Here is a 23,513-nt window from a genome sequence, read left to right as displayed (position 1 = left end):
CCGCCCCGCAGCCGGATGAGCGTCAACTCCCTCCCCTTTGCATCTGGTCACACCTGGAGAGTCGGGGCCGGACGAATGACCACACCCCTAGACCGAACCCCACGTCGTACGAGTTAGGGGTCCTGATCCTCCAGGGGCACACATAGCATCGCCGTGTTTCCCCTTGCCTGAGAGACCCGACGAGGAGACCCGATCCCATGCAAGCTGTCGACCCCGACCTGTGGATTCGCCGCTTCCGCCCGGCGGGTCACGCGTCCGCCCGACTGGTCTGCCTGCCGCACGCCGGTGGTGCGGCAAGCTATTACCTGCCCGTGGCGAAGGCGCTCTCACCAGGCGTCGAAGTGCTCACGATCCAGTATCCGGGTCGGCAGGAACGGCGGCTGGAACGGCTCCGGGAGACAGTCGCCGAACTGGCCGACGAGATCACCGAGGTGATCCGGCCGCTGACCGAACAACCGCTGTACCTGTTCGGCCACAGCCTCGGCGCGACCGTCGCCTTCGAGGTCGCGCGGCGCCTGGAGGCTGAAGACGTCAAGCTCGCCCACCTGTTCGTGTCCTCGCGCCGGGCTCCCGACCTCAACCGCAACGAGCGCGTCTACGAGCGCAGCGATCAAGATCTCATCAAGCAGATCCGGTCGCTGGCCGGTACCGCGCCCGACATCTTCGACGACCCCGAGATGACCGCGATGGTGCTCCCGGCCATCCGCAGTGACTACAAGGCCGCGGAGACGTACGTGTACGCGCCGGGGCCGAAACTCACCTGCCCGGTGACGGCGTTCATCGGCGACGCGGATCCGATGGTGTCGGCCGCGGAGGCCAACTCCTGGGAGAGGCACACTGACGGCCCTTTCCAGTTGCGGATCTGGCCGGGCGGGCACTTCTATCTGGACACGCACGCCGCGGACGTCATCTCGAAGATCTCGGCCGCGATACCGGCCTGAGAACGGCAGGGGGTATGGGTTTTCCGGCGCCCCTGCCGCATTCCCCACTCGGCCCGGCCGGTCACACTCGCCAACCGCCGTGCACGTACGTCTGCGGCGGTGGACGCGACGAACTGCCGGTCCATGATGCCGAAGTGGTCGCCCCGATGGTATGGCCAGTCCTCGTGGCTCCCGGTCGAGCAGCACCGCGCCCGAAGAGTCGTTGCCCCGCCGGTGCAGCTCCCGTGCGATCTCGTAGGCGAGTACGCCTCCGGAGGAGAAGCCGGCGAGAGCGAAGACAGAGTCACCGATGTACTCCTGCACCACCGCGTCGGCCGGCGTGGTGATCAGGACCTCGCGGGTCTCCGGCAGCGTGGAGTACACCGCGGAGTGCACCGTGCACCCGGGTGCCACCAGGGTGGAGACCTTCCAGTCGGCGGCCAGTTCGTCCGCGAACGGATGTACAGTCCCCGGCCGGACCGTCGATGCCGTTGCCGTTGCCGTTGAGGAGATTTCGTGGTTCATCGAGTCGGCATGGCCGGGCCGAACTCTATTGCTGAGGGGTCGAAAATCCTGTCAGGCGACGGCATCAGGGCGGCCCCTACCGGCCCCCTAAGCACGCTCTGGCCGCCCCCTAAAACGTTCTGGCAAGCGCTTTCGCCGTGGGGCAGTGGCTAGCCTCGGCGAGCATCCACCCCGGCTGAATGTAAGGAACTCGCCATCGTGACCGAGGGCAATGAGATAGAAGCAGGCGCGGTGTCCGACTACCCGTTCGAGGTGCGAAGTCCCCTCGAACCCGCCGAAGAACTGGAGCAGTTGCGGTCCGGTTGCCCGGTCGCCCACGTCCGGCTGCCGAGTGGGGACCAGGCCACGCTCCTCACCCGCTACCAGGACGTTCGCGCCATGCTCGCGGATCCGCGGTTCAACCGCTATCTCACCGCGAACGACGCGGCACGGGTCAGCAAGACGGGAGGCCCCTTCGGCAGGCAGGGTCTGAGCGCCACCGACATCCGCGTGGGCGAGGGGCATCTGCGCTGGCGGCGGCTGGTGTTGCGGGCGCTGACCGCCGCGCGCAGCGACGACATGCGCCCCTGGATCAAGGGGTGGGCGAACTCCCTGGTCGACGACCTCGTCGCTGGGCCGGCGCCCGCCGACCTCGCGTCGGTGATGGCGTTCCCGATGACGATCGGCGTGATCTGCCGACTGCTGGGCGTGCCCTACGAGGAGCGTGAGACGTTCACCAACCTCGCCGACACCCGGCTGAGTCATACCAACAGCCCGGAGGTCATCGAAAAGGCTCAGCAGGACTTCACCGACTACTTCACCGCGCTCGTGGCGGACAAGCGCGTCAACCCCGGCAACGACCTGATCAGCGACCTTCTCCACCAGGACGACGAGGGCGAGGGCCGGCTGACTGAGGCCGAGATCATCCAGACCGGCATGGAGGTGTTCATCGCCGGTTACCACACCACCGCTGTGATGATCACCAAGATGACGGCCATCCTGCTGTCCGAGCGCTCCCGTTGGGAGGCGCTGCTCGCCGACCGGTCGCTGATCCGCACCGCCGTGGAGGAGGTGCTGCGCTACGACCTTCCCCGGTTCGGCATCCCCCGCTACGTCAGCGAGGAGGCCGAGATAGACGGGTCGGTCCTGCCTGCGGGCGAGACGGTGATCTGCAGCCTGGCGTCCGCTCATCGCGACGGCGAGGCCTTCGAGGAGCCGGACGAGATGGACCTGCGGCGCGCGCCGAACCCGCATCTGGCGTTCGGCGCCGGGCCGTACGCCTGCGTCGGCCAGTCGCTGGCCCGCGTGGAATTGCATACGGTCCTTGACACCTTGCTGGATCGCATCCCCACGTTGGACCTGGCTGTTCATCCCACGGAACTCAAGCGCCGCGAGAACCGCATCATCGGTGGCCTGCAAGATCTGCCGGTCAAGTGGTGACATCACAAGAGAGGACGGCAGTCATGCGCGTAGTCGTCGACCAGGAGATGTGCTGCGGCTCCGGCCATTGCGTGCAGATCGCTCCGGTGGTGTTCGACCAGGACCAGGACAACGGCAGCGTGATCGTGCTGGCGGCGTCGCCGCCGCTGGAGACCCATGAGGCGGTGCGGGAGGCGGCCATCGTCTGCCCCGGGTCCGCGATCAGGGTCATGGAGAGCTGACCCGATCGAAGTCGGTGAGGGCCACACCACATGGCCCTCACCCTCTGACGGCACCAGGTCTCCTCGGCGCCGTTCCTCCCGCCACGGCGCTCAGCCACGACGGCGGTGTACGGCGGTGCCGGGCTCGGCACCGCCCACCCGACCGACGGGATCAGTCGGCGCGCCCGCGGCGGCCTACTTCCAGGCGTCCCGGAGGAAGCCGGTCACCTGGTTCAGGGCCTCTCCGGCGGTCGGGACCATGCCCCGCATCGAGAAGAAGGCGTGGATCATGCCGTCGTAGCGCCGGTGTTCCACATGGACGCTGAGCGCCCGCAGCCGTGCCGCGTACGCCTCGCCCTCGTCCCGCAGCGGATCGAACTCGCCGGTGACGACCAGGGTCGGCGGGGCGGCCGCGAGCACCTCGTCCGCGGCGTACAGCGGCGATGCCCACGGGTGGCGTGGGTCCTGGTCGCCCAGGTAGTTCTCGCTGAACCAGCGCAACGTGCCCTCGGTCAGCAGATAGCCCTCACCGTTCTCCCGGATCGAAGGGTGCTGCCTGGTCTGGTCCGTTGCCGGATAGAGCAGTGCTTGTGCCCGGAACCTGCCGGGCAGTTCGTTGACCAGGACCGCGCTGAGGTTGCCGCCCGCCGAGTCGCCGGCCACCGCCACCCGGTCGGCGTCGCCGCCGAACGACTCGGCGGTCCTCAACACCCATTTGGCCACGGTGATGACGTCTTCGACCGCGGCGGGGAAGCAGTGGTCGGGGGCGAGCCGGTATCCCACGCTGACCACCAGGCAGTCGGCGTGCACGCTGAGGTCCCGGGCGACGCCGTCGTAGCCGTCCAGGCTGCCGAGCACCCATCCACCACCGTGGACGAAGAGCAGGACCGGGTGCGGGCCGGGGCTGTCCGGCCAGTACAGGCGGACGGGGACGCCGTCGGCGGAAGTGTGCTGGGTCCGGGCGACAACGGCCGGCTCGCCGCCGAACCCGGCGAGTTGATCGTAGGCGGCCCGCGCGACGGGCATGGGCAGCTCGTGCAGCTGCTTGTCGCCGGCGGAGTCAAGGATGTCGAGGACGGCCTTGACCGAGGGGTCGAGTGGCATCAGGAAACTCCCATTCCGGATTCGTCTGTGCCGACGATGCGGGCGAACGCCGGGCGGCTCGCGCCAGCGGAGGCGGTGGGGGTGGGGTGCGAAACGTACGGCGTTGTCCACCGGCCCACCGCACAGCAGCCGCGCATCGCGCGGATGGACCGGACCGGATGCCAGGTGGCCCCCGGCCACCACAGCTCGACCCCGCTGCGCAGACGCTAGGGCGGCGGAGGAGTGTTCCGTCCCCCTAACCCACCCCTATAGTTCGCCGTTCCGCCCTTGTCCGCGGGTCGGGCCCGGTGGAGCGGAGGTCTCCGGCCGTTACGGCAGCAGGAGGATCTTGCCGAAGTGGTCACTGGATTCCCTGCCGCGCGGCGTCGAGGGTGGCGGCGCGGCGGGCCACGCGCACGACGTACGCGTTGACGCTCATACCGGCCTCGAAGGGCGGCAGCGTCACCGTGGCCGTCACGGAACTGGCCGACAACCCCAACCTCGAGTCGGACCTGGCCACGTACCGCTCGCAGTACGGCCTGCCCGCGTGCACCACGACCAACGGCTGCTTCCGCAAGGTCGACGCAGCGGCCGGCAGAGCAACTACCCTGCTGGGGGCACCGGGTGGGGCGTCGAGGCGTCGCTCGACGTCGGCATGGCCAACGTCATCTCCAACAGCTGGGGCACCGGCGACGGTTCGGGCGACGCGAGGACGCGCCGGCCGGCGCGCCCAGCACCTCCTACCTGTGCGACGCGACCACCGGCTACGACGGCCCCACCGGCCCCGGCACGCCCAACGGCCTCGGCGTCGACTCCTCCCTGTGCGGGGACGACCGCTCCTCGGACACCGCGAACCTCGACCCCATACAGATGTGGAACTGCAACGGCAGCTCCGCCCAGGTCTGGCACCTCTCCTCCTGACCCGCACCACCTGTAACCACCCCACGGGAGTGTGGAGAGCCGCCCCGCTCCCAGAGGGGCGGGGCGGCTCTGGGAGGTCAGGAGGTCAGGAGGCGAGGCTGGCGGGGAGTTCGCGGCGGTGGCGTATGTTGAGTTTGCGGTAGGCGCGGGTGAGGTGCTGTTCGACGGTGCTGACGGTGACGAAGAGCTTGTCGGATATCTCGCGGTTGGTGTTGCCGCGGGCGGCCAGCGAGCAGACCCGCAGTTCGGCCTCGGACAGCACGTTGGTGACGACGTTGTCGGCCGGGGGCAGGCTGCGCGGCTGCTCCGCCGGGACCCCGACGACGGACTTGGGTATCAGCGAGGAGGACAGCCCTTCGGCGCCGCACTCGCCGGCCATCCGCCACGCCTGCCGGACCAGCAGCCGGGCCTGCGCGGCGGCGCCCTGCCGCTGGTGGGCGCGGCACAGTTCGACCAGCGTCAGCGCCAACTCGTAGTCGTCCCCCGCGGACTGGAGCATGTCGACGGCGGTGCCCAGGAGTTGGGCCTGCTGCGCGGTGGGCCGGGTGGTGGCCTGGACCCGCAGTGCGACCCCGAGGGCGCGGCGCTGGCCGCGCCGCACCAGCGCCAGGTGCTCGTCGGCGAGCCGGCTCGCGCGCTCCCGCTGCCCGCGCTGGAGCCACACCTCGACCGCACCGGTCCGCCACGGCGCCAGCGTCGGCGAGTCCAGATCCCACTCCTGGGCCTTCTCCCCGCACTGGATGAAGTCCGGCAGCGCCGCGTCGTGGTAGCCGGTGGCCAGGTAGTGGCGGCCGCGGGCATACAGGTAGTGCAGGCCGAAGCGGGTCTCGAACAGGCCCGGCGGGACCGGGGTGTTGACCAGTTCGGCGCTGGCCGCGTGGTCGCCCATCGCGGTCCTGGCCTCGATCGCGGTGGCCAGCGGCATGCCGATCTCGACGCCCCACGCCTCCACCGACATGCTGCGCAGCGCGGCCTCGGCCGACTCCGCGGCGCTGCGCAACGCACCCCGGCGCAGCGCGATCATCGCCCGCGTCGAGGTGAACTGGGCGTGCCAGGTGGGGGCGTGGCACTCGGTCGCGGCCGTCCGCAGCCGGCCGCACCAGGCGGCCGCCGACTCCAGCCGGTCGGCGTAGACCAGCGCGGCCATCGCGGAGTTGAGCGAGCTGATGGTGTCGTCCTCGACCTGGAGGTGCTGGAGCACCCGCTCCGCCTCGGCCACCAGCACGTCGTCGGCGCCGCGGGTCAGCACCGCCCACAGCGTGTGTATCGCGGACAGCCGGGGGCGGCCGATCCAGTGCGAGAACGCGGGCCGGTGCCGCCCGGCCGACAGATCGCCGACGAGTTGCTGATGCACCCCGGGATAGGTGTACGCCAGCCACAGCCGGGTCACGTCCAGCTCCAGCGCGAGCGGCTGCGCCGGGGTGAGCGGTTGCGCCGGTACGCGGCCCGGCGCGGACGCGGGCGATGCGGGGCTGCAGCACTGCGGGGCGTTACAGTGCGGCGCCACCGCGGGTGCCTGCGCCGCCGTACCGGTGGCGGCCTCGGCGTACAGCGGTGCCATGATCTCGACGGCGTCGGCGACCCGGCCCTGCACCAGCAGCCGGTTCGCCACCTTCAGCCGCAGCGCGCCCGGCAGGTCCCCGCTCCTGGCCGGCCCCACCAGCGACAGCATGATGCGCGCGGCGGCCTCGGGCTGGTCGCGCCACTTGATCCGCGCCAGTTTCGCCTTGATGACGTGGCTCTTGTGCCGGTCGTGGCAGCAGTTGTCGGCCAGTTGCAGGCACTGCTCCGCCAGGGAGACCCGGTCCTCGCGCAGCGCCTGGTCGGCCGCCTCCATCAGGAAGCGCGGCGCCCACTCGTCCTCCACCACGCCCGCCGCTATCAGGTGCTGGGCGACCACGATGGCGGGCGCGCCGTCGTTGCGCAGCAGCCCGGCGACACGGTGGTGCAGCCGGGCCCGGTCGGTGGCCGACATGTTGTCCAGTACGGCCGAGCGGATCGCCGGGTGCCGAAAGCGCGGCCCCTCGATCAGCCGGGACTCGGTGAGGATCTTCATCGCCGCGTCCACCTCGCACTTCTCCAGCCCGACCAACTGCGCGAGCAGCGCGGGCGAACCGGCGCCGTTGGCTATCGCCAGCCCCCGGGCCACCCGCAGGCCGTGCAGGCCGCTGCGGCGGGTGCAGGCCACCGACGCCTCGCGGAACAGGTCGGCGGCGACCGGGTGGTAACCGGTCTCGGGGTGCGCCGGGCGGGCGGTGTGATCGCTGACCAGGGCCTGCGCGAGCAGCGGATTGCCGCCGCTCATGGCGTAGAAACCGGGCGCGTACTGCTCGGCGGCGGCCGGGCCGAACCGGTCGGCTATCAACCGGGCCATGCCCTCCTCGTCGAACGCGCCCAGCCGTACGTGCGCCACGCCCGGCCGGCAGGCCAGCTCGGCGAGTATCCCCTCACAGGGGGCCGCACCGGACGGGCCGAGGGTGAGCAGGATCACGACCGGGTTGCGGCGGCAGCGCCGGATGAGGTGGAGCAGGCACGCCAGCGACTCGGCGTCGACGTGCTGGCTGTCGTCGACGCACAGCACCACCGGCTGCTGCGCGCTGAGTTCGGCGATCAGCCCGTGGAAGGCCTGTAAAGTCTGGGCGGCCCCTGCCGCCGACTGCGGGTGCGCGGTCTCTTCCTTCTCCTCCCGGGCTCGTTGGAGTTGTGCCTGCAAGTCGGTGTCGGTACCGGCGAGTTCGGCGCACTGGAAGAGCTGCTCCACCACCGCGTACGGAATCGCACTCTCAACGACGGACCCGACTGCGCCGAGCACCGTGTACCCGCGGGCCACGGCTCTGGCCGCCACGGCCTCCAACAGCGTGGTCTTCCCGAAGCCCACCGCTCCACTGATGACACCCGTCGCGCCGTTCCCCTCGGCGCATCGGTCGAGCAACTCGGTCAGTTGGTCCAGACATTGGTAGCGCTCCAGCATGTTACTGGGAACCCCTCTGTTGGTCGTTGCGGCGTCTCGTGGCTGAGGCAGCGTCCAGTGGCCCCACCAGGCGACTCCAATCTGCCTCATTCTGCAGGTGGTTGGTAAAGATCAGGTGAGTTGAGGTGGCCCGGAGAACGGCGTCATTCGGGACCGCAGGATTACCGCCGTCAGCGGCTGTGCGGGGCCAGGTGCGGTCGGCCTGGGACGAGCGACGAGGCTGATCAGGCTGTGCTGACAGGCTGAGGCGGACCGACAGGGGGCCATGTGGATGCCACTGAGCGCGAGCTGACGGATCCACTGGGAAGGCATTTTGGTCGCTCCTGCCCGCGGCAGCGACATGGGCGTTCTGGTTCTGGGAGGTTCCAGGGGGCGCATCGACGTCCGGCCGGCCGGGGCAGTCCCCGGGAATCTGCGAGATCTCCCTGAATCCCCCTGGATCCTACGGCTGATCTCCTGCTGGTCGCAGGCGGCGATGACACGATGTGGCCGTCCCCGTCCCTTCGCCGAACAACTGGTGTAGGGCAGGGTGACGCTGAACTCCTCCTCCAGCCGCCAACCGCCTGCCGATTCGCTTCGCGGTATGCCGCTGCTTGCGCGGCGCCTCCGGATCCGCCCGCAGCCACTGGTCGACCGCCTTCTTGTACGGCTCACACCGCGGCGAGGTCCGCACCGACCGCTACGCAAGATTCGAGGCGGGGCTCCTTCGCCTCTCCACCACCCCTCAGTGCTCCGAACTCCCCTCCCGCTAGGGGAGATTGGAGTCTCCTGACTGGGAACTTTGGACGCCGCCCCAGCCAGTCTCGCAAGGGTTCTTGCGCCACCCGGCGTCCGGACGCATGTGACGCCTGTGGCGCATGCGAGTTCCTGACGCTGATGGAGAGCCTGCCGAGCCCAGCTCAAAGACGGGTCAAGATCCGCGCAGGGACGGACGGTGGAGCGACGGGGTTGCACGAGGTCGAACTGCGCGGTGGCGGGGGCCCGGTGCGCCCGGGTCCCCGCCGCTCGGGGGCACAGCCGACAGGTCAGTCCGCGTAGAGGCGGTCGGCGCGTACGGAGTCGGCTTGTGCGGTCACCTCCGCGAGCCAGTCGCGTACGGCGGCCGCCGTGGACGTCGCGAACTGCCGGTCCATGATGCTGAAGTGGTCACCCGGCACGTCGATGACCTGCGAGGCCATGACCGGGGTCTGCCATCCGGTGCCGTTGCCGTCCTCAGCCACCACCGGCTCGCTGGCGCGGACCAGGCACGACGGCACCGTCAGCCCCCGCGCCTCCCAGTCGAGCAGCAACTCGCCGCAGATCCAGGCCGAGGCGGTGATCTCCTCCAGCCGGAACCCCTCGTCGGCCTGGCGCCGGTCCAGCGCGCGGGCCCGCTCCAGTCCGACCCGGGCCATCTCGTTCTTCCACCGCTTCAGCACCGGGCTGTTCATCGGGTACGAGTCGAGCAGCACCACGGCCAGCGGGTCGTGGCCCCGCCGCTGCAACTCCCGCGCGATCTCGTGGGCGAGCACACCGCCGGACGACAGCCCGGCCAGCGCGAACGGACCGTCCCCGACGTACTCCTGCACCGCGTCGGCCAGCGTCGCGATCAGCACCTCGCCGCTCTCCGGCAGCGGGGTGTCCGCCACGAACCCGGGCGCCACCAGCGCTGACACCTTCCAGTCCGCAGCCAGTTCGGCCGCGAACCGGTTGTACGTCTGCGGCCCGTTCAGCGCCAGCGGCGGGCAGACGCAGACCAGGTGCGGACCGCTGTCCCCCGCCGACAGCCGCACCGGCACCGGCCGCCGCCCCGCCCGCTCGGCGTCGCCGTAACGGGGGCGGAGCCGTGCCGCGCTGAGCGCGAACGCGTCGCCGAGGTCGGCCCGGCCGCTCTCCAGCGCGCCGAGGTAGAGGTCCTGCATCGGGTCCCTCGGCGCCGAAGCGTCGGGCGCGGCAGCGGCCGGGCCGCCGACGTCACCGACGTCGCCGAACTTCGTCCCCAGGAAACCGGCCAAAGTGGCGGCGTCCGGGTGGTCGAAGACGAGCGTCGCGGGCAGCGACAGACCGGTGGCCGCCTGGAGGCGGTTGCGCAGGTCGACGGAGGTCAGCGAGTCGAAGCCCAGCTCACGGAACTCCTTCGTCACGTCCGGCCCGTCGCCCGGCGTATGGCCCAGTACGAGGGCCACGTGGTCGGCGACGAGCCGCAGCAGGTACGCGTCCCGCGTCGCGGCATCGGGCAGCTCGGCCAACCGGCGGGCCAGGTCGGCCGGTTCGGCATGGTGGCTCCCGGCGGCGCGGCGGGCAGGCTTTCCGGCGAGGGTGCGCCACAGTGGCGGAAGGTCGCTTCGGGTGCGGAGGGCGCTCAGATCCAGCCGGGTCAGGGCGATCGCGGCTTGCGGGCCGGCCAGGGCCGCGTCGAACATCGCCAAACCCTGGTCCACGGTAAAGGGCGGGGTGCCCGAGGCAGTGATACGGCGCATGTCCGTGTCCGACAACTCGCCCGTCAGGCCCGCACCTTGGGACCAGGGACCCCACGCCATCGACAGACCGGGCAGACCGGCGTGACGGCGGTGCTGCATCAACGTGTCCAGGAAGACATTGCCCGCCGCGTAGTTGCCCTGCCCCGGGCTGCCGAGAACACCCGCGAGGGAGGAGAACACCACGAACGCCGACAGATCCTGATCCTGGGTCAGCTCGTGCAGATGCCAGGCCGCATCCACCTTCGGCGCCAGAACCCGAGCCAGCCCATCTGCAGTCAACGAGGTGATCACCGCGTCCTCGACCACACCCGCCGTGTGGACGACACCGGTCAACGAGGCATCCGCCAGCAGCTCCGCCAACGCATCGCGGTCACCCACGTCACACGCGGCGATCCGTGCCCGGGCGCCCAACTCGGCGAGTTCTGCTACCAGTTCAGCGCCGCCACCACGACGACTGACCAGCAACAGACTCCGCACACCGTGCACACGGACCAGGTGGCGGGCCACCTCCCGGCCCAGCCCGCCGGTGCCGCCGGTGACCAGCACCGTGCCCCCGCCGAAGCCGGCCGGCTCCGTATCCGGGCTGGCCGGGGTGGCCGGCACACGCACCAGCCGCGCAGCCCGCACGACACCGTCCCGGACCACGACCTGCGGCTCCACACCGGCCGCCACCTCGGCGACCAGACCGGCATCCAGCGCGGTGACCGAGACGTCCACGTCCAACAACGTGATACGACCCGGGTGTTCGGCCTGCGCCGACCGCACCAGACCCCACACAGCCGCAGCCGCCAGATCAGTGACCGTCTCCCCCGGCTCCGTCTCCACCGCCCCCCGCGTCGCCACCACCAACCGACTCCCGGCGAACCGCTCACCCTCCAGCCACCGCTGCACCTGAGCCAACACCCACGCCGTCAGCTCATGCGCCGACCGCACCACGTCACCCGCGACACCACACGCCTCCAACACCAGCACATCCGCGCCCGGTTCCACGTCATCCAACGCACCGAACACCGCCACATCCCCACCCGGCAACGCCTCCGACAACGCCACCACCGACGACCAGTCCAGCCCCAGCACCAGACCGGACCGCACACCACCGGCCACCGCCCCGACCGCCACCGGCCGCATCACCAAAGAACCGATGCTCAACACCAACTGACCATCAGTGTCAGCCAGTTCGACCCGCATGCTGTCCGCACCCGTCCGCACCAGATGCACCCGGGTCGCCGTCGCACCACCGGCATGCAAGGTCACGTCCGAGAAGCTGAACGGCAACCGCCCGGCCGGCACAGGCTCCAGCCCCACAAAGGCGCTCGCCTGGAGCGCAGCATCAAGCAGCGCCGGGTGCACACCAAACTTACGGGCCCGGTCGACCTCGTCGTCCCCGACCGCCACCTCGGCGTAGACCTCCTCGGGACCGGCCCAGACCTCCCGCAGGCCCTGAAACGCCGGGCCGTACACGAAGCCGTGGTCGGCGGTCAGTCGGTAGAAGTCCGAGACGTCGACCCGCGAACCGCCGGCAGGCGGCCACTCCCACCCGGCCGACTCAGCGGGGGAGGCGTCGCCCAGTACGGCGGTGGCGTGGCGGGTCCAGGGCTCGTCATCCGTCGTACGGGCGTACACCGCAAGCCCACCGTCGTCGTTGACCACCACCTGGACCTGAACGCTCCCGGTCGCCGGAACGACCAACGGCGCTTCTACGATCAGCTCCCGCAGCCCACCGGCCCCGACGGCGTCCGCACCCCGAACCGCCAGCTCCACAAAGCCCGTTCCCGGGAACAACACCGTCCCGTGCACCGCATGGTCACCGAGCCATGGCTGCGCCCGCAGCGACAACCGCGACGTCAACACCACCGCACCCGAATCCGGCACCGACACCACCGCACCCAGCAGCGGGTGTTCCGCAGACGCCAGCCCTGCCGCAGTCACGTCACCGGTCGGCTTCGGCTGGGCCCAGTAGCGGCGCCGCTGGAAGGCGTACGTCGGCAGGTCCACCCGGCCCGGCTTCCGGCCACCGGCCAGGGTGTTCCACGTCACCGGCACGCCCTGGACGAAGAGGTCCCCGGCGGCCAGCAGTGCGGTGCGCAGGCCCTCACGGTCCTTACGCATCAGGGTCACGGCGACCGCGTCTTCCGCGTTCGCCTGCGCCAGCCCGGCCACGACACCGTCCGGACCCGCATCCACGAAGGTGTCCACACCCTGCCCGGCCAGCCACGCCAAACCATCGGCGAACCGGACGGCCGAACGCACCTGTTGGGCCCAGTACGTGGGCGAGGTCATGTCCGCGGGCTCGCCCGTCAGGTTCGACACCACCGGGATACGCGGCTCCGCGAAGGACACGTCGGCAATCGCCGCCATGAAGTCCTCCAACATCGGCTCCATCAACGCCGAGTGGAACGCGTGCGAGACACGGAGCCGAGTCGTCTTCACCCCCAACGCCTTGAAATGCTCACCGACCTTCACCACGGCCGCTTCCTCGCCCGAAACGACCACCGAACCAGGAGCGTTGACCGCCGCCACCGATACGCCCTCGGGCAGATGCGGAAGCACCTCATCCTCCGGCGCGGCAATCGCCACCATCGCCCCACCCACCGGAAGCGCCTGCATCAACCGCGCCCGCGCAGCCACCAAACGGCACGCATCCACGAGGCCAAAGACCCCCGCCACATACGCGGCGGCCACCTCACCGATCGAATGCCCCAGCAGAAAGTCCGGACGTACACCGAAGGACTCCAGCAACCGGAACAACGCCACCTCAACCGCAAACAACGCAGGCTGCGCCCACCCCGTCGAATTCAACTCATCCGCGTCATCGCCCCACACCACATCCCGCAACGGGACATCGAGATGCCGGTCCAGCTCCGCCACCACCTCATCGAAGGCCGCCGCGAACACTCCCGACTCCCCGTACAACTCCCGCCCCATACCAAGCCGTTGCGCACCCTGCCCCGCGAACAACACCGCGATCCGGCGCCCTTTCCGCGCCACGCCCTGCGCCACACCCCCACCCGGCTCACCGGACGCCAACGCCCGCAGCCCGGCGACCAGTTCATCCGTATCGGAACCGACCACCACCGCCCGGTGCTCGAACACCGACCGCGACAACAGCGCCGCACCCACCGCCGCCGCCTCCGCCCCCTCCACCGCGGACAGCAACCGCTCAGCCTGCGCCCGCAACGCCTCCTCCGTACGACCCGACACCACCCACACCGTCTCCGCACCACCGTCCGGGACCGCTTCAGCCTCGACCTCCGGCTCGGCTTCGATGGCAGGCGCAGCCTCCAGAATCACGTGCGCGTTCGTCCCCGAGACGCCGAAGGACGACACACCTGCGCGGCGCGGCCGGTCCGTGTCCGTCGTCGGCCAGGCCACCTGCCCAGTGACCAGTTCGACGCCGCCCGCGGACCAGTCGACCTGGGAGGACGGCGCGTCGACGTGCAGGGTGCGCGGCACCACCCCGTTCTGCAGGGCGAGCACCATCTTGATCACGCCCGCCACACCTGCGGCCGCCTGGGTGTGTCCGATGTTGGACTTCAACGACCCCAACAGCAGCGGCCGTTCGGCGGGGCGGCCCTGACCGTACGTGGCGAGCAGCGCCTGCGCCTCGATCGGGTCACCCAACGTCGTCCCCGTACCGTGCGCCTCCACCACATCCACGTCGGACGGTGAGAGCGAAGCCGCGGCCAACGCTTGGCGGATCACCCGCTGCTGCGAGGGGCCGTTGGGCGCCGTGAGGCCGTTGGACGCGCCGTCCTGGTTGACCGCGCCGGACCGTACGACCGCCAGTACGCGGTGACCGTTCCGCTCGGCGTCCGACAGGCGCTCGACGACCAGTACGCCGACGCCCTCGGACCAGGCGGTGCCGTCTGCCGCTTCGGCGAAGGCCTTGACCCGGCCGTTGGCGGCCAGGCCGCCCTGGCGGCTGAACTCGACGAAGCCGCCCGGGGTGGCCATGACGGCCACGCCGCCGACGAGGGCCAGCGAGCACTCCCCCGCGCGCAGCGCCTGACCGGCCCAGTGCAGGGCGACGAGCGACGACGAACAGGCGGTATCCACGGTGACCGCGGGCCCTTCGAGGCCGAGGGTGTAGGCGACCCGGCCGGACAGCACGCTCAGCAGGCCGCCGGTGAGCAGGTGCCCCTGGGCTTCGGGGGTCGCGCCGGCGACTTCGCTGTAGCCGGACGGCGCGGCGCCGACGAAGACACCGGTGGGGGTCCCGGCCAGGGCGGCTGGGTCGATGCCCGCGTGTTCCAGGGCCTCCCAGGAGGCCTCCAGCACCAGCCGCTGCTGCGGGTCGGTGGCCATGGCCTCGCGCGGGGAGATGCCGAAGAATGCGGCGTCGAAGCCGCCCGCGTCGTCCAGGAAGCCGCCCTCACGGGTGACCGAGGAGCCGGCGCGCTCGCCGTTCGGGTCGTAGAGCGCGTCGAGGTCCCAGCCGCGGTCGTCGGGGAAGCCGGACATCACGTCGACGCCATCGGTGACGACGCGCCACAGGTCGGCCGGGTTGTCCACGCCGCCGGGGAAGCGGCAGGCCATGCCGACGATGACCATCGGGTCGTCGGCGTCGGCGGCCGTGAGGACCGGCAGGGCCGGCAGTGCATGCGCGGTCTGCGCCGAGGTGTCGCCGAAGCGCTCGGCCAGGTAGCCCGCGACGCGGGAGGCGTTGGGGTAGTCGAAGACGAGGGTGGTCGGCAGGCTCAGGCCGGTGACGGTCTGGAGCCGGTTGCGGAACTCCACCGCGGTCACCGAGTCGAAGCCCAGTTCCTTGAACGCATGGGCGGCGTCGACCTGTTCGCCCGAGTCGTGGCCGAGGACGGCGGCGGCGTGGTCGCGGGCCGCGGCGAGCAGGTGGTCGTAGCGCTCCTGCGGGCTCATGGCGCGCAGGTGGCCGCCGCCTTCCTGCGTCTCCTCCGGTTCGGCGGTGGCCACCTCCGGCAGCAGCGAGAACAGGCGGCTCGGCCGGGCCATGCCGAACGTCGGCACGAAGCGCGACCAGTCCATGTTGGTGACCGCGACATTGGTGTCGCCGTCGCTCAGCGCCCGGTGCAGGGCGGCGACCGCCAGCTCGGGCCGCATGGGGTGGACGCCGAGCCGCGCGAGGTACTGGGCGTAGTCGGCGTCGGCGGCCATCATGCCCGGTGCGTCCCAGGCGCCCCAGGCCACGGACAGCGCGGGCAGGCCGCGCGCCCGGCGGTGCCCGGCGAGCGCGTCGAGGCAGGCGTTGGCGGCGGCGTAGCTGCCCTGGCTTGCGCTGCCCCAGGCCGCGGCGCCCGAGGAGAACAGGACGAACGCGTCCAGCTCCAGGTCGCGGGTGAGTTCGTCGAGCAGCAGCCCGCCGGTGACCTTGACCCGCAGCTGCGCGCGCAACGCGTCCGCGGTGAGGCCCGCCACGGCGCCGCCCTCGTCGACCACGCCGGCCGCGTGCATGACGGTGCGCAGCGGCAGGTCGGCGGGGACCGCGGCGATCAGCTCCGCGACGGTGTCCCGGTCGCCGATGTCTCCGGCGGCGACGCTCACCCGAGCGCCCGCGGCTTCGAGTTCGGCGATCAGCTCCGGTACGCCGTCCGCGGCCGGGCCGCGGCGGCTGACCAGGACGACGTGCTCGGCGCCCGCCCCGACCAGCCAGCGCGCCACATGGGCGCCGACCCCGCCGGTGCCGCCGGTCACGATCGCGGTGCCGCTGGTCCGCCAGGTGGCGGGCAGGCCGGCAGCCGGGGCGTGCACCAGGCGCCGTGCGTACAGCCCGGACGAGCGGACGGCGAGCTGGTCCTCGCCGTGCCCGCCCGCGACGACCGCGCGCAGCCGCTGCAGGACCGCGTCGTCGACGACCTCGGGCAGATCCAGCAGACCCGCCCACCGCTCGGGCACTTCGAGCGCGGCCACCCGGCCGATGCCCCAGGTCGCGCCCGGCCACACGCCGACGATCCGCTCCTCGCCATGGACGGCGACGGCGCCGCGCGTCACGGCCCACACCGGCACCCGCACCTGCTGCACCAGCCGGACGGTGGACAGCAGCCCTTCGACGTCGTCCCGTACCGCCAGCAGCGACACCACGCCCAGGCAGGCGGGGCTCAGCGCCGGGGCCGTGCCGTCGTCCTCGATCAGCTCGCCGCCGATGGCCTCGGCCACCGCCGCCATCCACGGGTCGGCGGCGTACCCGGCGGGCACGACCACCGCCCAGCGCGCGGCGGGCGCGGCGACGAGCCGACCCGTCGCCGACACCGGCGCCCACGTCTCCCGGTAGCGCCAGCCGTCCGCCTCCGACGCGGACTGCCGCTGGTCGCGCCAGCGCAGCATGGCGGGCACCACGTCCGACAGCGCGGCGCTGTCGACGCCCAGCGAGTGGGCGAGTTCGGCGACGTCGCTGCGCTCCATCGATGCCCAGAACTCCGCGTCCACCGGGTCGCGCAGCGCGGGGTCATGGGCCGCCACCGCCGCCTGCGGCCAGTACCGGCGATGCTGGAAGGCGTACGTCGGCAGGTCCACCCACTCCGCGCTGCGCCCGGCGAACAGGCGGTCCAGGGCGACCGGGACGCCGTGCACGAACAACTCCCCGGCTGACAGCAGGAAGCGGTCCAAGCCGCCTTCATTACGGCGCAGGGTGCCGGTCGCCACGATGTCCTCACCGAGCGTGTCCTGCACCGCCACAGTCAAGACAGGATGCGGACTGACCTCCACGAACGCCGTGAAACCATCCGCAGCCAAAGCCCGGGTCGCCTTCTCGAACTCGACCGTCTGACGCAGATTGCGATACCAGTAACCCGCATCCAAAGCCGCGGTATCAATAAGCTCCCCCGACACCGACGAATACATCGGCACGGAAGCCGAGACCGGCCTCACCTCAGCCAGATCCGCGAGGACCTGCTCCTCGATCAACTCCACATACGCCGAATGCGAGGCATAGTCCACCGGGACCCGACGGGCCCGCACCCCCTTTTCCTCGCACCGCGCGACCAGCGCGTCCAGCCCCGCCACCGGACCCGCGACCACCACCGCACCGGGGCCGTTGACAACCGCGACCGACACACTCTCCGGCAGCAACTCCCGCACAGCATCCACCGGCAGCGACACCGCCACCATGCCACCCCTGCCCGCCAGCGCCGCCGAGATCGCCCGGCTCCGCAACGCCACCACACGCGCACCGTCACGCAACGACAACCCGCCCGCAACACACGCCGCGGCGATCTCGCCCTGCGAATGACCCACCACCGCCGCCGGCTCCACACCCCACGAACGCCACAACGCAGCCAGCGACACCATCACCGCCCACAACACCGGCTGCACCACATCCACCCGCACCAACGCAGCCTCATCCTCAAGAACACCCAGCAGATCCCACTCCACAAACGGCCGCAACACCTCCCCACAAGCCGCCATCGACTCCCGGAACACCTCCGAAGAACCCATCAACCCCGCGGCCATACCCACCCACTGAGCACCCTGACCCGGGAAAACGAACACCACACGGCGACCCTGACCACTACGCGCGGCCCCACTCACCACATGGCCCACCGGCTCGCCCGCCGCCAACGCGCGCAGCCCGGCCGTCAGTTGCTCCCGGCCCGAACCCACCACCACCGCACGATGATCGAACACCGACCGCGACAACAACGCCGCACCCACACCCACCGGCTCCAACCCCGCCGACTCCACCGCCGACAACAACCGCTCCGCCTGACCCCGTATCCCGCCCTCGGACCGGGCGGAAACCACCCACGCCACGGCCGACTCCTCGGCGCCCTCGGCCTCGCCCTGTCCCGCGTCCCCGACCTCTGCCGGGGTCAGGGTCGGGGTCAAGGTCGGGGTCGCCGGGGCCTCCAAGATCACGTGCGCGTTCGTCCCGGACATGCCGAATGACGACACACCCGCCCGCCGCGCCCGACCCGTCTCCGGCCACGGCATGGCCTCGGTGAGCAGCCGCACCTGCCCGGCCGTCCAGTCCACCCGGGTGCTCGGCTCGTCCACGTGCAAGGTCTGCGGCAGCACCCCGTGCCGCATCGCCAGCACCATCTTGATCACACCCGCCACACCCGCAGCCGCCTGCGTATGACCGATGTTCGACTTCAACGACCCCAACCACAACGGCCGTTCGGCGGGGCGGTCCTGGCCGTAGGTGGCAAGCAGCGCCTGCGCCTCGATCGGGTCACCCAGCGTCGTCCCCGTACCGTGCGCCTCCACCACATCCACCTCGGACGGTGAGAGCGAAGCCGCGGCCAACGCCCGCCGGATCACCCGCTGCTGCGAGGGGCCATTCGGCGCCGTAAGACCGTTCGACGCACCGTCCTGATTCACCGCACTGGCCCGCACCACCGCCAACACCTCGTGACCGTTCCGCTCGGCGTCCGACAGCCGCTCGACGACCAGCACGCCGACCCCCTCGGACCAGCCAGTGCCGTCGGCGGCATCCGCGAACGCCCGGCATCGCCCGTCCGACGACAGACCGCCCTGCCGACTGAACTCCACGAACGTGGCCGGAGTCGCCATCACGGTCACGCCCCCGGCCAGCGCGAGCGAGCACTCGCCCGCGCGCAGCGCCTGGCCGGCGAGGTGGAGCGCCACCAGCGACGACGAACAGGCCGTGTCCACGGTGACGGCGGGCCCTTCGAGGCCGAGCGTGTAGGCGACCCGGCCGGAGGCGACGCTGAAGGCACCGCCGGTCAGGAGGTGGCCCTGGGTCTCCTCCAACGGGCTGACCAGTTCGCCGTAGCCGGACTGGCTGATGCCGAAGACGACGCCGGTGGGGCTGCCCGCGAGGGACTGGGGGTCGATCCCGGCGTCCTCCAGCGCGGCCCAGGACGTCTCCAGCAGCAGCCGCTGCTGCGGGTCCATCGCCAGCGCCTCGCGGGGCGAGATGCCGAAGAAGCCGGCGTCGAAGCCGTCGGCCGCGACGAAGCCCCCACTGTGGGTGACGGAGCTGCGGGTGCCCTCGGCGTCGTAAAGCTGCTCGATGTCCCAGTTGCGGTCGTCGGGGAAGTCGGCGATGGCGTCGGCACCCGAGGAGACGAGCTGCCACAGCTCGTCGGGGTTGGTGACACCGCCGGGGAAGCGGCAGGCCATGCCGACGATGGCCAGCCGGTCGTCGTCGGCGAGGACCGGGGCCGGCGCGCCGCCCGCGTTCACGGTGACGCCGTCGAGCAGGCTCGCCAGGTACTGGGCGAGCCGCAGCGGCGTCGGGTAGTCGAAGACCATCGAGTCGGCGACCGGCAGGCCGGTGCCGCGCTTGACGCGGTTGCGCAGTTCGACGCCCATCAGCGAGTCGAAGCCCATCTCGCGGAAGGCGGTGGTGTCGTTGAGGTGCTGGCCCGAGGCGTGGCCGAGGACGGCCGCCGCGTGCTCGCGGATGAGGGTGAGGAGGTGGTCCTCGCGCTCCGGTCCGGTCAGTCCGGCGAGCCGTTCGGCGAGGCCGCCGGCGAGCCGCTGCGCGTCACCGGCGCGGCGCCGCGCCGGGCCGCCCGCCAGCGCACGGAAGACGGGTAGGTCGTCGCGGGCCCGGAGGGCGGCGAGGTCCAGGTCGGCGAGGCCGAGGAGGGCCCGGCCCGAGGTCAGGGCGCGGTCGAAGAGGGCCAGGCCCTGCGGCACCGACAGCGGGCGCATGCCCGAGCGGGCCAGCCGCCGCATGTCGGCCTCGGTCAGCGCCGCGGTCAGGCCGACGTCCTGGGTCCAGGCGCCCCAGGCCATGGAGACGCCGGGCAGGCCCGCGTGGCGCCGGGCCTGCATGAGCGCGTCGAGGAAGACGTTGGCCGCGGCGTAGTTGGCCTGCCCGGGGTTGCCGAGGATGCCGGACAGCGAGGAGAACACCGCGAACAGCGTGAGGTCGCGGTCCCGGGTCAGCTCGTGCAGGTGCCAGGCGGCGTCCACCTTGGGTACGAGCACCCGGTCCAGCCGGTCGGCGGTCAGCGACGACACCAGCCCGTCGTCCACCACACCCGCCGTGTGGACGACACCGGTCAACGGGACATCCGCCAACAGCTCCGCCAGCGCATCGCGGTCGCTCACATCGCACGCCACGACGGTGACCTCGGCGCCATCCGCACCCAACTCGTCGACCAACTCCTGTGCACCCTCAGCCGCGAGACCACGACGACTGACCAGCAACAGACTCCGCACACCGTGCACACGGACCAGATGCCGCGCCACCTCCCGGCCAAGCCCGCCCGTACCGCCGGTGACCAGCACCGTGCCTTCGGGGGCGGCGTACGGCGGCTCGTCCTGCGGAGCGACGCGGGTCAACCGCGCCGCCCTGATCTCCGCGCCGCGCAGGGCGAGTTGAGGTTCCGCGGTGCGTACGGCCCGGGCCAGCCGGCGTACGTCGAGGGCCTGGCCCGGCTCGGCGTCCACGAGCAGGACGCGGCCCGGGTGTTCGCGCTGCGCGGTGCGCAGCAGGCCCCATACGGCGGCCGCGCCGAGGTCCGGCACCGGCTCGTCGGGGTGGGTGGCGACGGCGCCGCGGGTGAGGGCGACGAGCGTCGTGTCGGCGAAGCGCTCCTCGGCCCGCCAGGACTGGAACTGTTCGAGGGCCCGGCGCGTCGTGGCGTGGACCGTCCGCACCATGTCGTCCGGCGCGCCCTCGGCGGGCTGCCCCGACATGGCCACCACCACGTACTGGCACGGGTGTTCGTCGGCGAGGACATCGTCGAGCCCCGGGTACGCCGCCTCCGGCAGCCAGCCGGTGTCGGCCCCGGGCGCCTGGACGAACGCGAAGCGTACGTCGTCCACGCCGTCGTCGGATACGGGCAGCGCCGGCCAGTCGAGGGCCAGCGCGGTACCGCTGCGGGCACCGGCCGCCGACCCGGACGCGGGCGGTGCGCCCAGGGTCACGGTGCCGATGGACAGCACCAACTCACCGTCCCTGTCGGCAAGTTCGACGCTCACACAGTCCGGGCCGGTACGGACCACCCGGGCCCGAGCCGCGGTCGCACCCTCGGCGTGCAGGGTCACATCGGCGAAGCCCACCGGCACCCGGCCGGACGGCGCGGGGGCCAACTCCGCGTAGGCGACGGCCTGGAGCGCGGCGTCCAGCAGTGCCGGGTGCACGCCGAACCTGCGGGCCCGGTCGGCCTCACCCTCGGACACCTCGACCTCGGCCAGCACCGCGCCGTCGGCCTGCCACACCTGCCGCAGACCCTGGAACGCCGGGCCGTACACCAGGCCCTCGTCGGCGGCCAGTTCGTAGAAGCCCGCGAGGTCCACGCGCGAACCGCTCTCCGGCGGCCACGGCCACCCGCCCTCACCGGCGGCGACGGCATCGCCGAGTTCGGCGGTCGCGTGCCGGAGCCACGCGTCGTCGTCCGAGGGGCGCGAGTAGATCTCCACCCGGGCGTCCGCCACCACGACCTGGACCTGAACGCTTCCGACCTCGGGGATGACGAGCGGCGCTTCTACGCTCAACTCCCGAAGCCCACCGGCCCCAACGGCGTCCGCACCCCGAACCGCCAGCTCCACAAAGCCCGTTCCCGGGAACAACACCGTCCCGTGCACCGCATGGTCACCGAGCCATGGCTGCGCCCGCAGCGACAACCGCGACGTCAACACCACCGTGCCCGTCTCCGGTACCGACACCACCGCACCCAGCAGCGGGTGTTCAGCGGACGCCAGTCCGGCGGCCGTCACGTCACCACCGGCGAGGGACGCCTGCGGCCAGTAACGGCGCCGCTGGAAGGCATACGTCGGCAGGTCCACCCAAGCCGGCCTACGGTCGCCGAGCAGGGCATCCCACGCGACCGGCACACCCTGGACGAAGAGGTCCCCGGCCGCCAGCAGCGCGGTGCGCAGACCCTCACGGTCCTTACGCATCAACGCCACCGCGACCGCGTCTTCCACATTCGCCTGCGCCAGCCCGGCCACGACACCATCCGGACCCACATCCACGAAGGTGTCCACACCCTGCCCGGCCAGCCACGCCAGACCATCAGCGAACCGGACGGCCGAACGCACCTGTTGGGCCCAGTACGTGGGCGAGGTCATATCTGCGGGCTCGCCGGTCAGGTTCGACACCACCGGAATACGCGGCTCGGCGAAGGACACGTCGGCAATCGCCGCGGTGAAGTCCTCCAACATCGGCTCCATCAACGCCGAGTGGAACGCATGCGAGACCCGCAGCCGGGTCGTCTTCACGCCCTGTGACTTGAAGTGATCGCCCACTTCGAGGACAGCAGCCTCTTCACCCGAAACCACCACCGAACCCGGCGCATTGACCGCCGCGAGCGACACCACGTCCGGCAGATAGGGCCGTACGTCCTCCTCCGGCGCGGCAATCGCCACCATCGCCCCACCCACCGGAAGCGCCTGCATCAACCTCGCCCGCGCAGCCACCAGACGGCACGCATCCACGAGGCCAAAGACCCCCGCCACATACGCGGCCGCCACCTCACCGATCGAATGCCCCAGCAGAAAGTCCGGCTGCACTCCGAAGGACTCCAGCAACCGGAACAACGCCACCTCAACCGCAAACAACGCAGGCTGCGCCCACCCCGTCGAATTCAACTCATCCGCATCCTCACCCCACACCACATCCCGAAGCGGAACATCGAGATGCCGATCCAGCTCCGCCACCACCTCGTCAAAGGCCGCCGCGAAGACCGCCGACTGCCCGTACAACTCCTCGCCCATCCCCAGCCGTTGCGCACCCTGGCCGGTAAACAGCACCGCCACCCGGCGGCCGTTCCGCGCCACGCCCTGCGCCACACCTCCACCCGACTCACCGACCGCCAACGCCCGCAGCCCGGCGACCAGTTCGTCCCGGTCGCCACCCACTACCACCGCCCGGTGGTGGAAGAGCGACCGGGAGAGCAAAGTCGCACCCACCGCCGCGACGTCCGGCGCCTCCGCCCCCTCCACCGCGGACAGCAACCGCTCAGCCTGCCCGCGCAGCGCCTCCTCCGTACGACCCGACACCACCCACACCGTCTCCGCACCACCCACCGAGACGGCCTCGGGCTCCGCGTCGACCTCGGGCGCAGCCTCCAAAATCACGTGCGCATTCGTCCCAGAAATGCCGAACGACGACACACCCGCC

General features: G+C 71.4%; 8 protein-coding genes and 1 pseudogene. 4 read left to right on the top strand and 5 right to left on the bottom strand.

Annotated elements, in window-relative coordinates; translation table 11 throughout:
* Positions 1 to 197: 197 nt before the first annotated feature.
* Positions 198 to 941 carry an alpha/beta fold hydrolase gene (locus ABZT04_RS30895; RefSeq protein ID WP_356060275.1) on the top strand — a complete coding sequence of 248 codons (744 nt, stop codon included), beginning with the start codon at positions 198 to 200 and terminating at the stop codon, positions 939 to 941.
* A 174-nt stretch (positions 942 to 1,115) separates the two neighbouring features.
* Here the strand turns inward: ABZT04_RS30895 and ABZT04_RS30890 are convergent.
* Positions 1,116 to 1,445: pseudogene (locus ABZT04_RS30890) on the bottom strand (thioesterase domain-containing protein); the annotation flags it as partial.
* 198 nt (positions 1,446 to 1,643) lie between these two features.
* Here ABZT04_RS30890 and ABZT04_RS30885 point away from each other — a divergent pair.
* On the top strand, positions 1,644 to 2,864 hold the full coding sequence (locus tag ABZT04_RS30885; RefSeq protein WP_356060274.1) for a cytochrome P450: 1,221 nt from the start codon (positions 1,644 to 1,646) through the stop codon (positions 2,862 to 2,864).
* 23 nt (positions 2,865 to 2,887) lie between these two features.
* Positions 2,888 to 3,085 carry a ferredoxin gene (locus tag ABZT04_RS30880; RefSeq protein ID WP_356060273.1) on the top strand — a complete coding sequence of 66 codons (198 nt, stop codon included), beginning with the start codon at positions 2,888 to 2,890 and terminating at the stop codon, positions 3,083 to 3,085.
* Positions 3,086 to 3,259: 174 nt separating this feature from the next.
* Here the strand turns inward: ABZT04_RS30880 and ABZT04_RS30875 are convergent, their stop codons facing one another.
* Together ABZT04_RS30875 and ABZT04_RS30870 are read right to left on the bottom strand one after the other, a co-directional pair.
* On the bottom strand, positions 3,260 to 4,168 hold the full coding sequence (locus tag ABZT04_RS30875; RefSeq protein ID WP_356060272.1) for an alpha/beta hydrolase: 909 nt from the start codon (positions 4,166 to 4,168) through the stop codon (positions 3,260 to 3,262).
* 340 nt (positions 4,169 to 4,508) lie between these two features.
* On the bottom strand, positions 4,509 to 4,640 hold the full coding sequence (locus ABZT04_RS30870) for a hypothetical protein (protein ID WP_356060271.1): 132 nt from the start codon (positions 4,638 to 4,640) through the stop codon (positions 4,509 to 4,511).
* Between the two features lie 131 nt (positions 4,641 to 4,771).
* Between ABZT04_RS30870 and ABZT04_RS30865 the strand changes: the two genes are divergently transcribed.
* Positions 4,772 to 5,068 carry a hypothetical protein gene (locus tag ABZT04_RS30865; protein WP_356060270.1) on the top strand — a complete coding sequence of 99 codons (297 nt, stop codon included), beginning with the start codon at positions 4,772 to 4,774 and terminating at the stop codon, positions 5,066 to 5,068.
* 85 nt (positions 5,069 to 5,153) lie between these two features.
* Here ABZT04_RS30865 and ABZT04_RS30860 read toward each other — a convergent pair whose 3' ends face one another.
* Both ABZT04_RS30860 and ABZT04_RS30855 read right to left on the bottom strand, forming a co-directional pair.
* Positions 5,154 to 8,039, bottom strand: a complete 2,886-nt coding sequence (locus tag ABZT04_RS30860; protein WP_356060269.1) for an AAA family ATPase — start codon at positions 8,037 to 8,039, stop codon at positions 5,154 to 5,156.
* A 1,025-nt stretch (positions 8,040 to 9,064) separates the two neighbouring features.
* A complete protein-coding gene (locus tag ABZT04_RS30855; RefSeq protein WP_356060268.1) occupies positions 9,065 to 23,506 on the bottom strand; it encodes a type I polyketide synthase in 14,442 nt (4,813 codons plus the stop codon).
* Positions 23,507 to 23,513 lie beyond the last annotated feature (7 nt).

The organism is Streptomyces sp. NPDC005492, assembly GCF_040605995.1.
Lineage (GTDB): Bacteria > Actinomycetota > Actinomycetes > Streptomycetales > Streptomycetaceae > Streptomyces.
This window is presented reverse-complemented; position numbering and strand designations above follow the sequence as displayed.

Coding starts and splice junctions, on each gene's coding strand:
- ABZT04_RS30895 (WP_356060275.1), top strand. CDS start 198: ATGCAAGCTGTCGACCCCGACCTGTGGATTCGCCGCTTCCGCCCGGCG.
- ABZT04_RS30880 (WP_356060273.1), top strand. CDS start 2,888: ATGCGCGTAGTCGTCGACCAGGAGATGTGCTGCGGCTCCGGCCATTGC.
- ABZT04_RS30875 (WP_356060272.1), bottom strand. CDS start 4,168: ATGCCACTCGACCCCTCGGTCAAGGCCGTCCTCGACATCCTTGACTCC.
- ABZT04_RS30860 (WP_356060269.1), bottom strand. CDS start 8,039: ATGCTGGAGCGCTACCAATGTCTGGACCAACTGACCGAGTTGCTCGAC.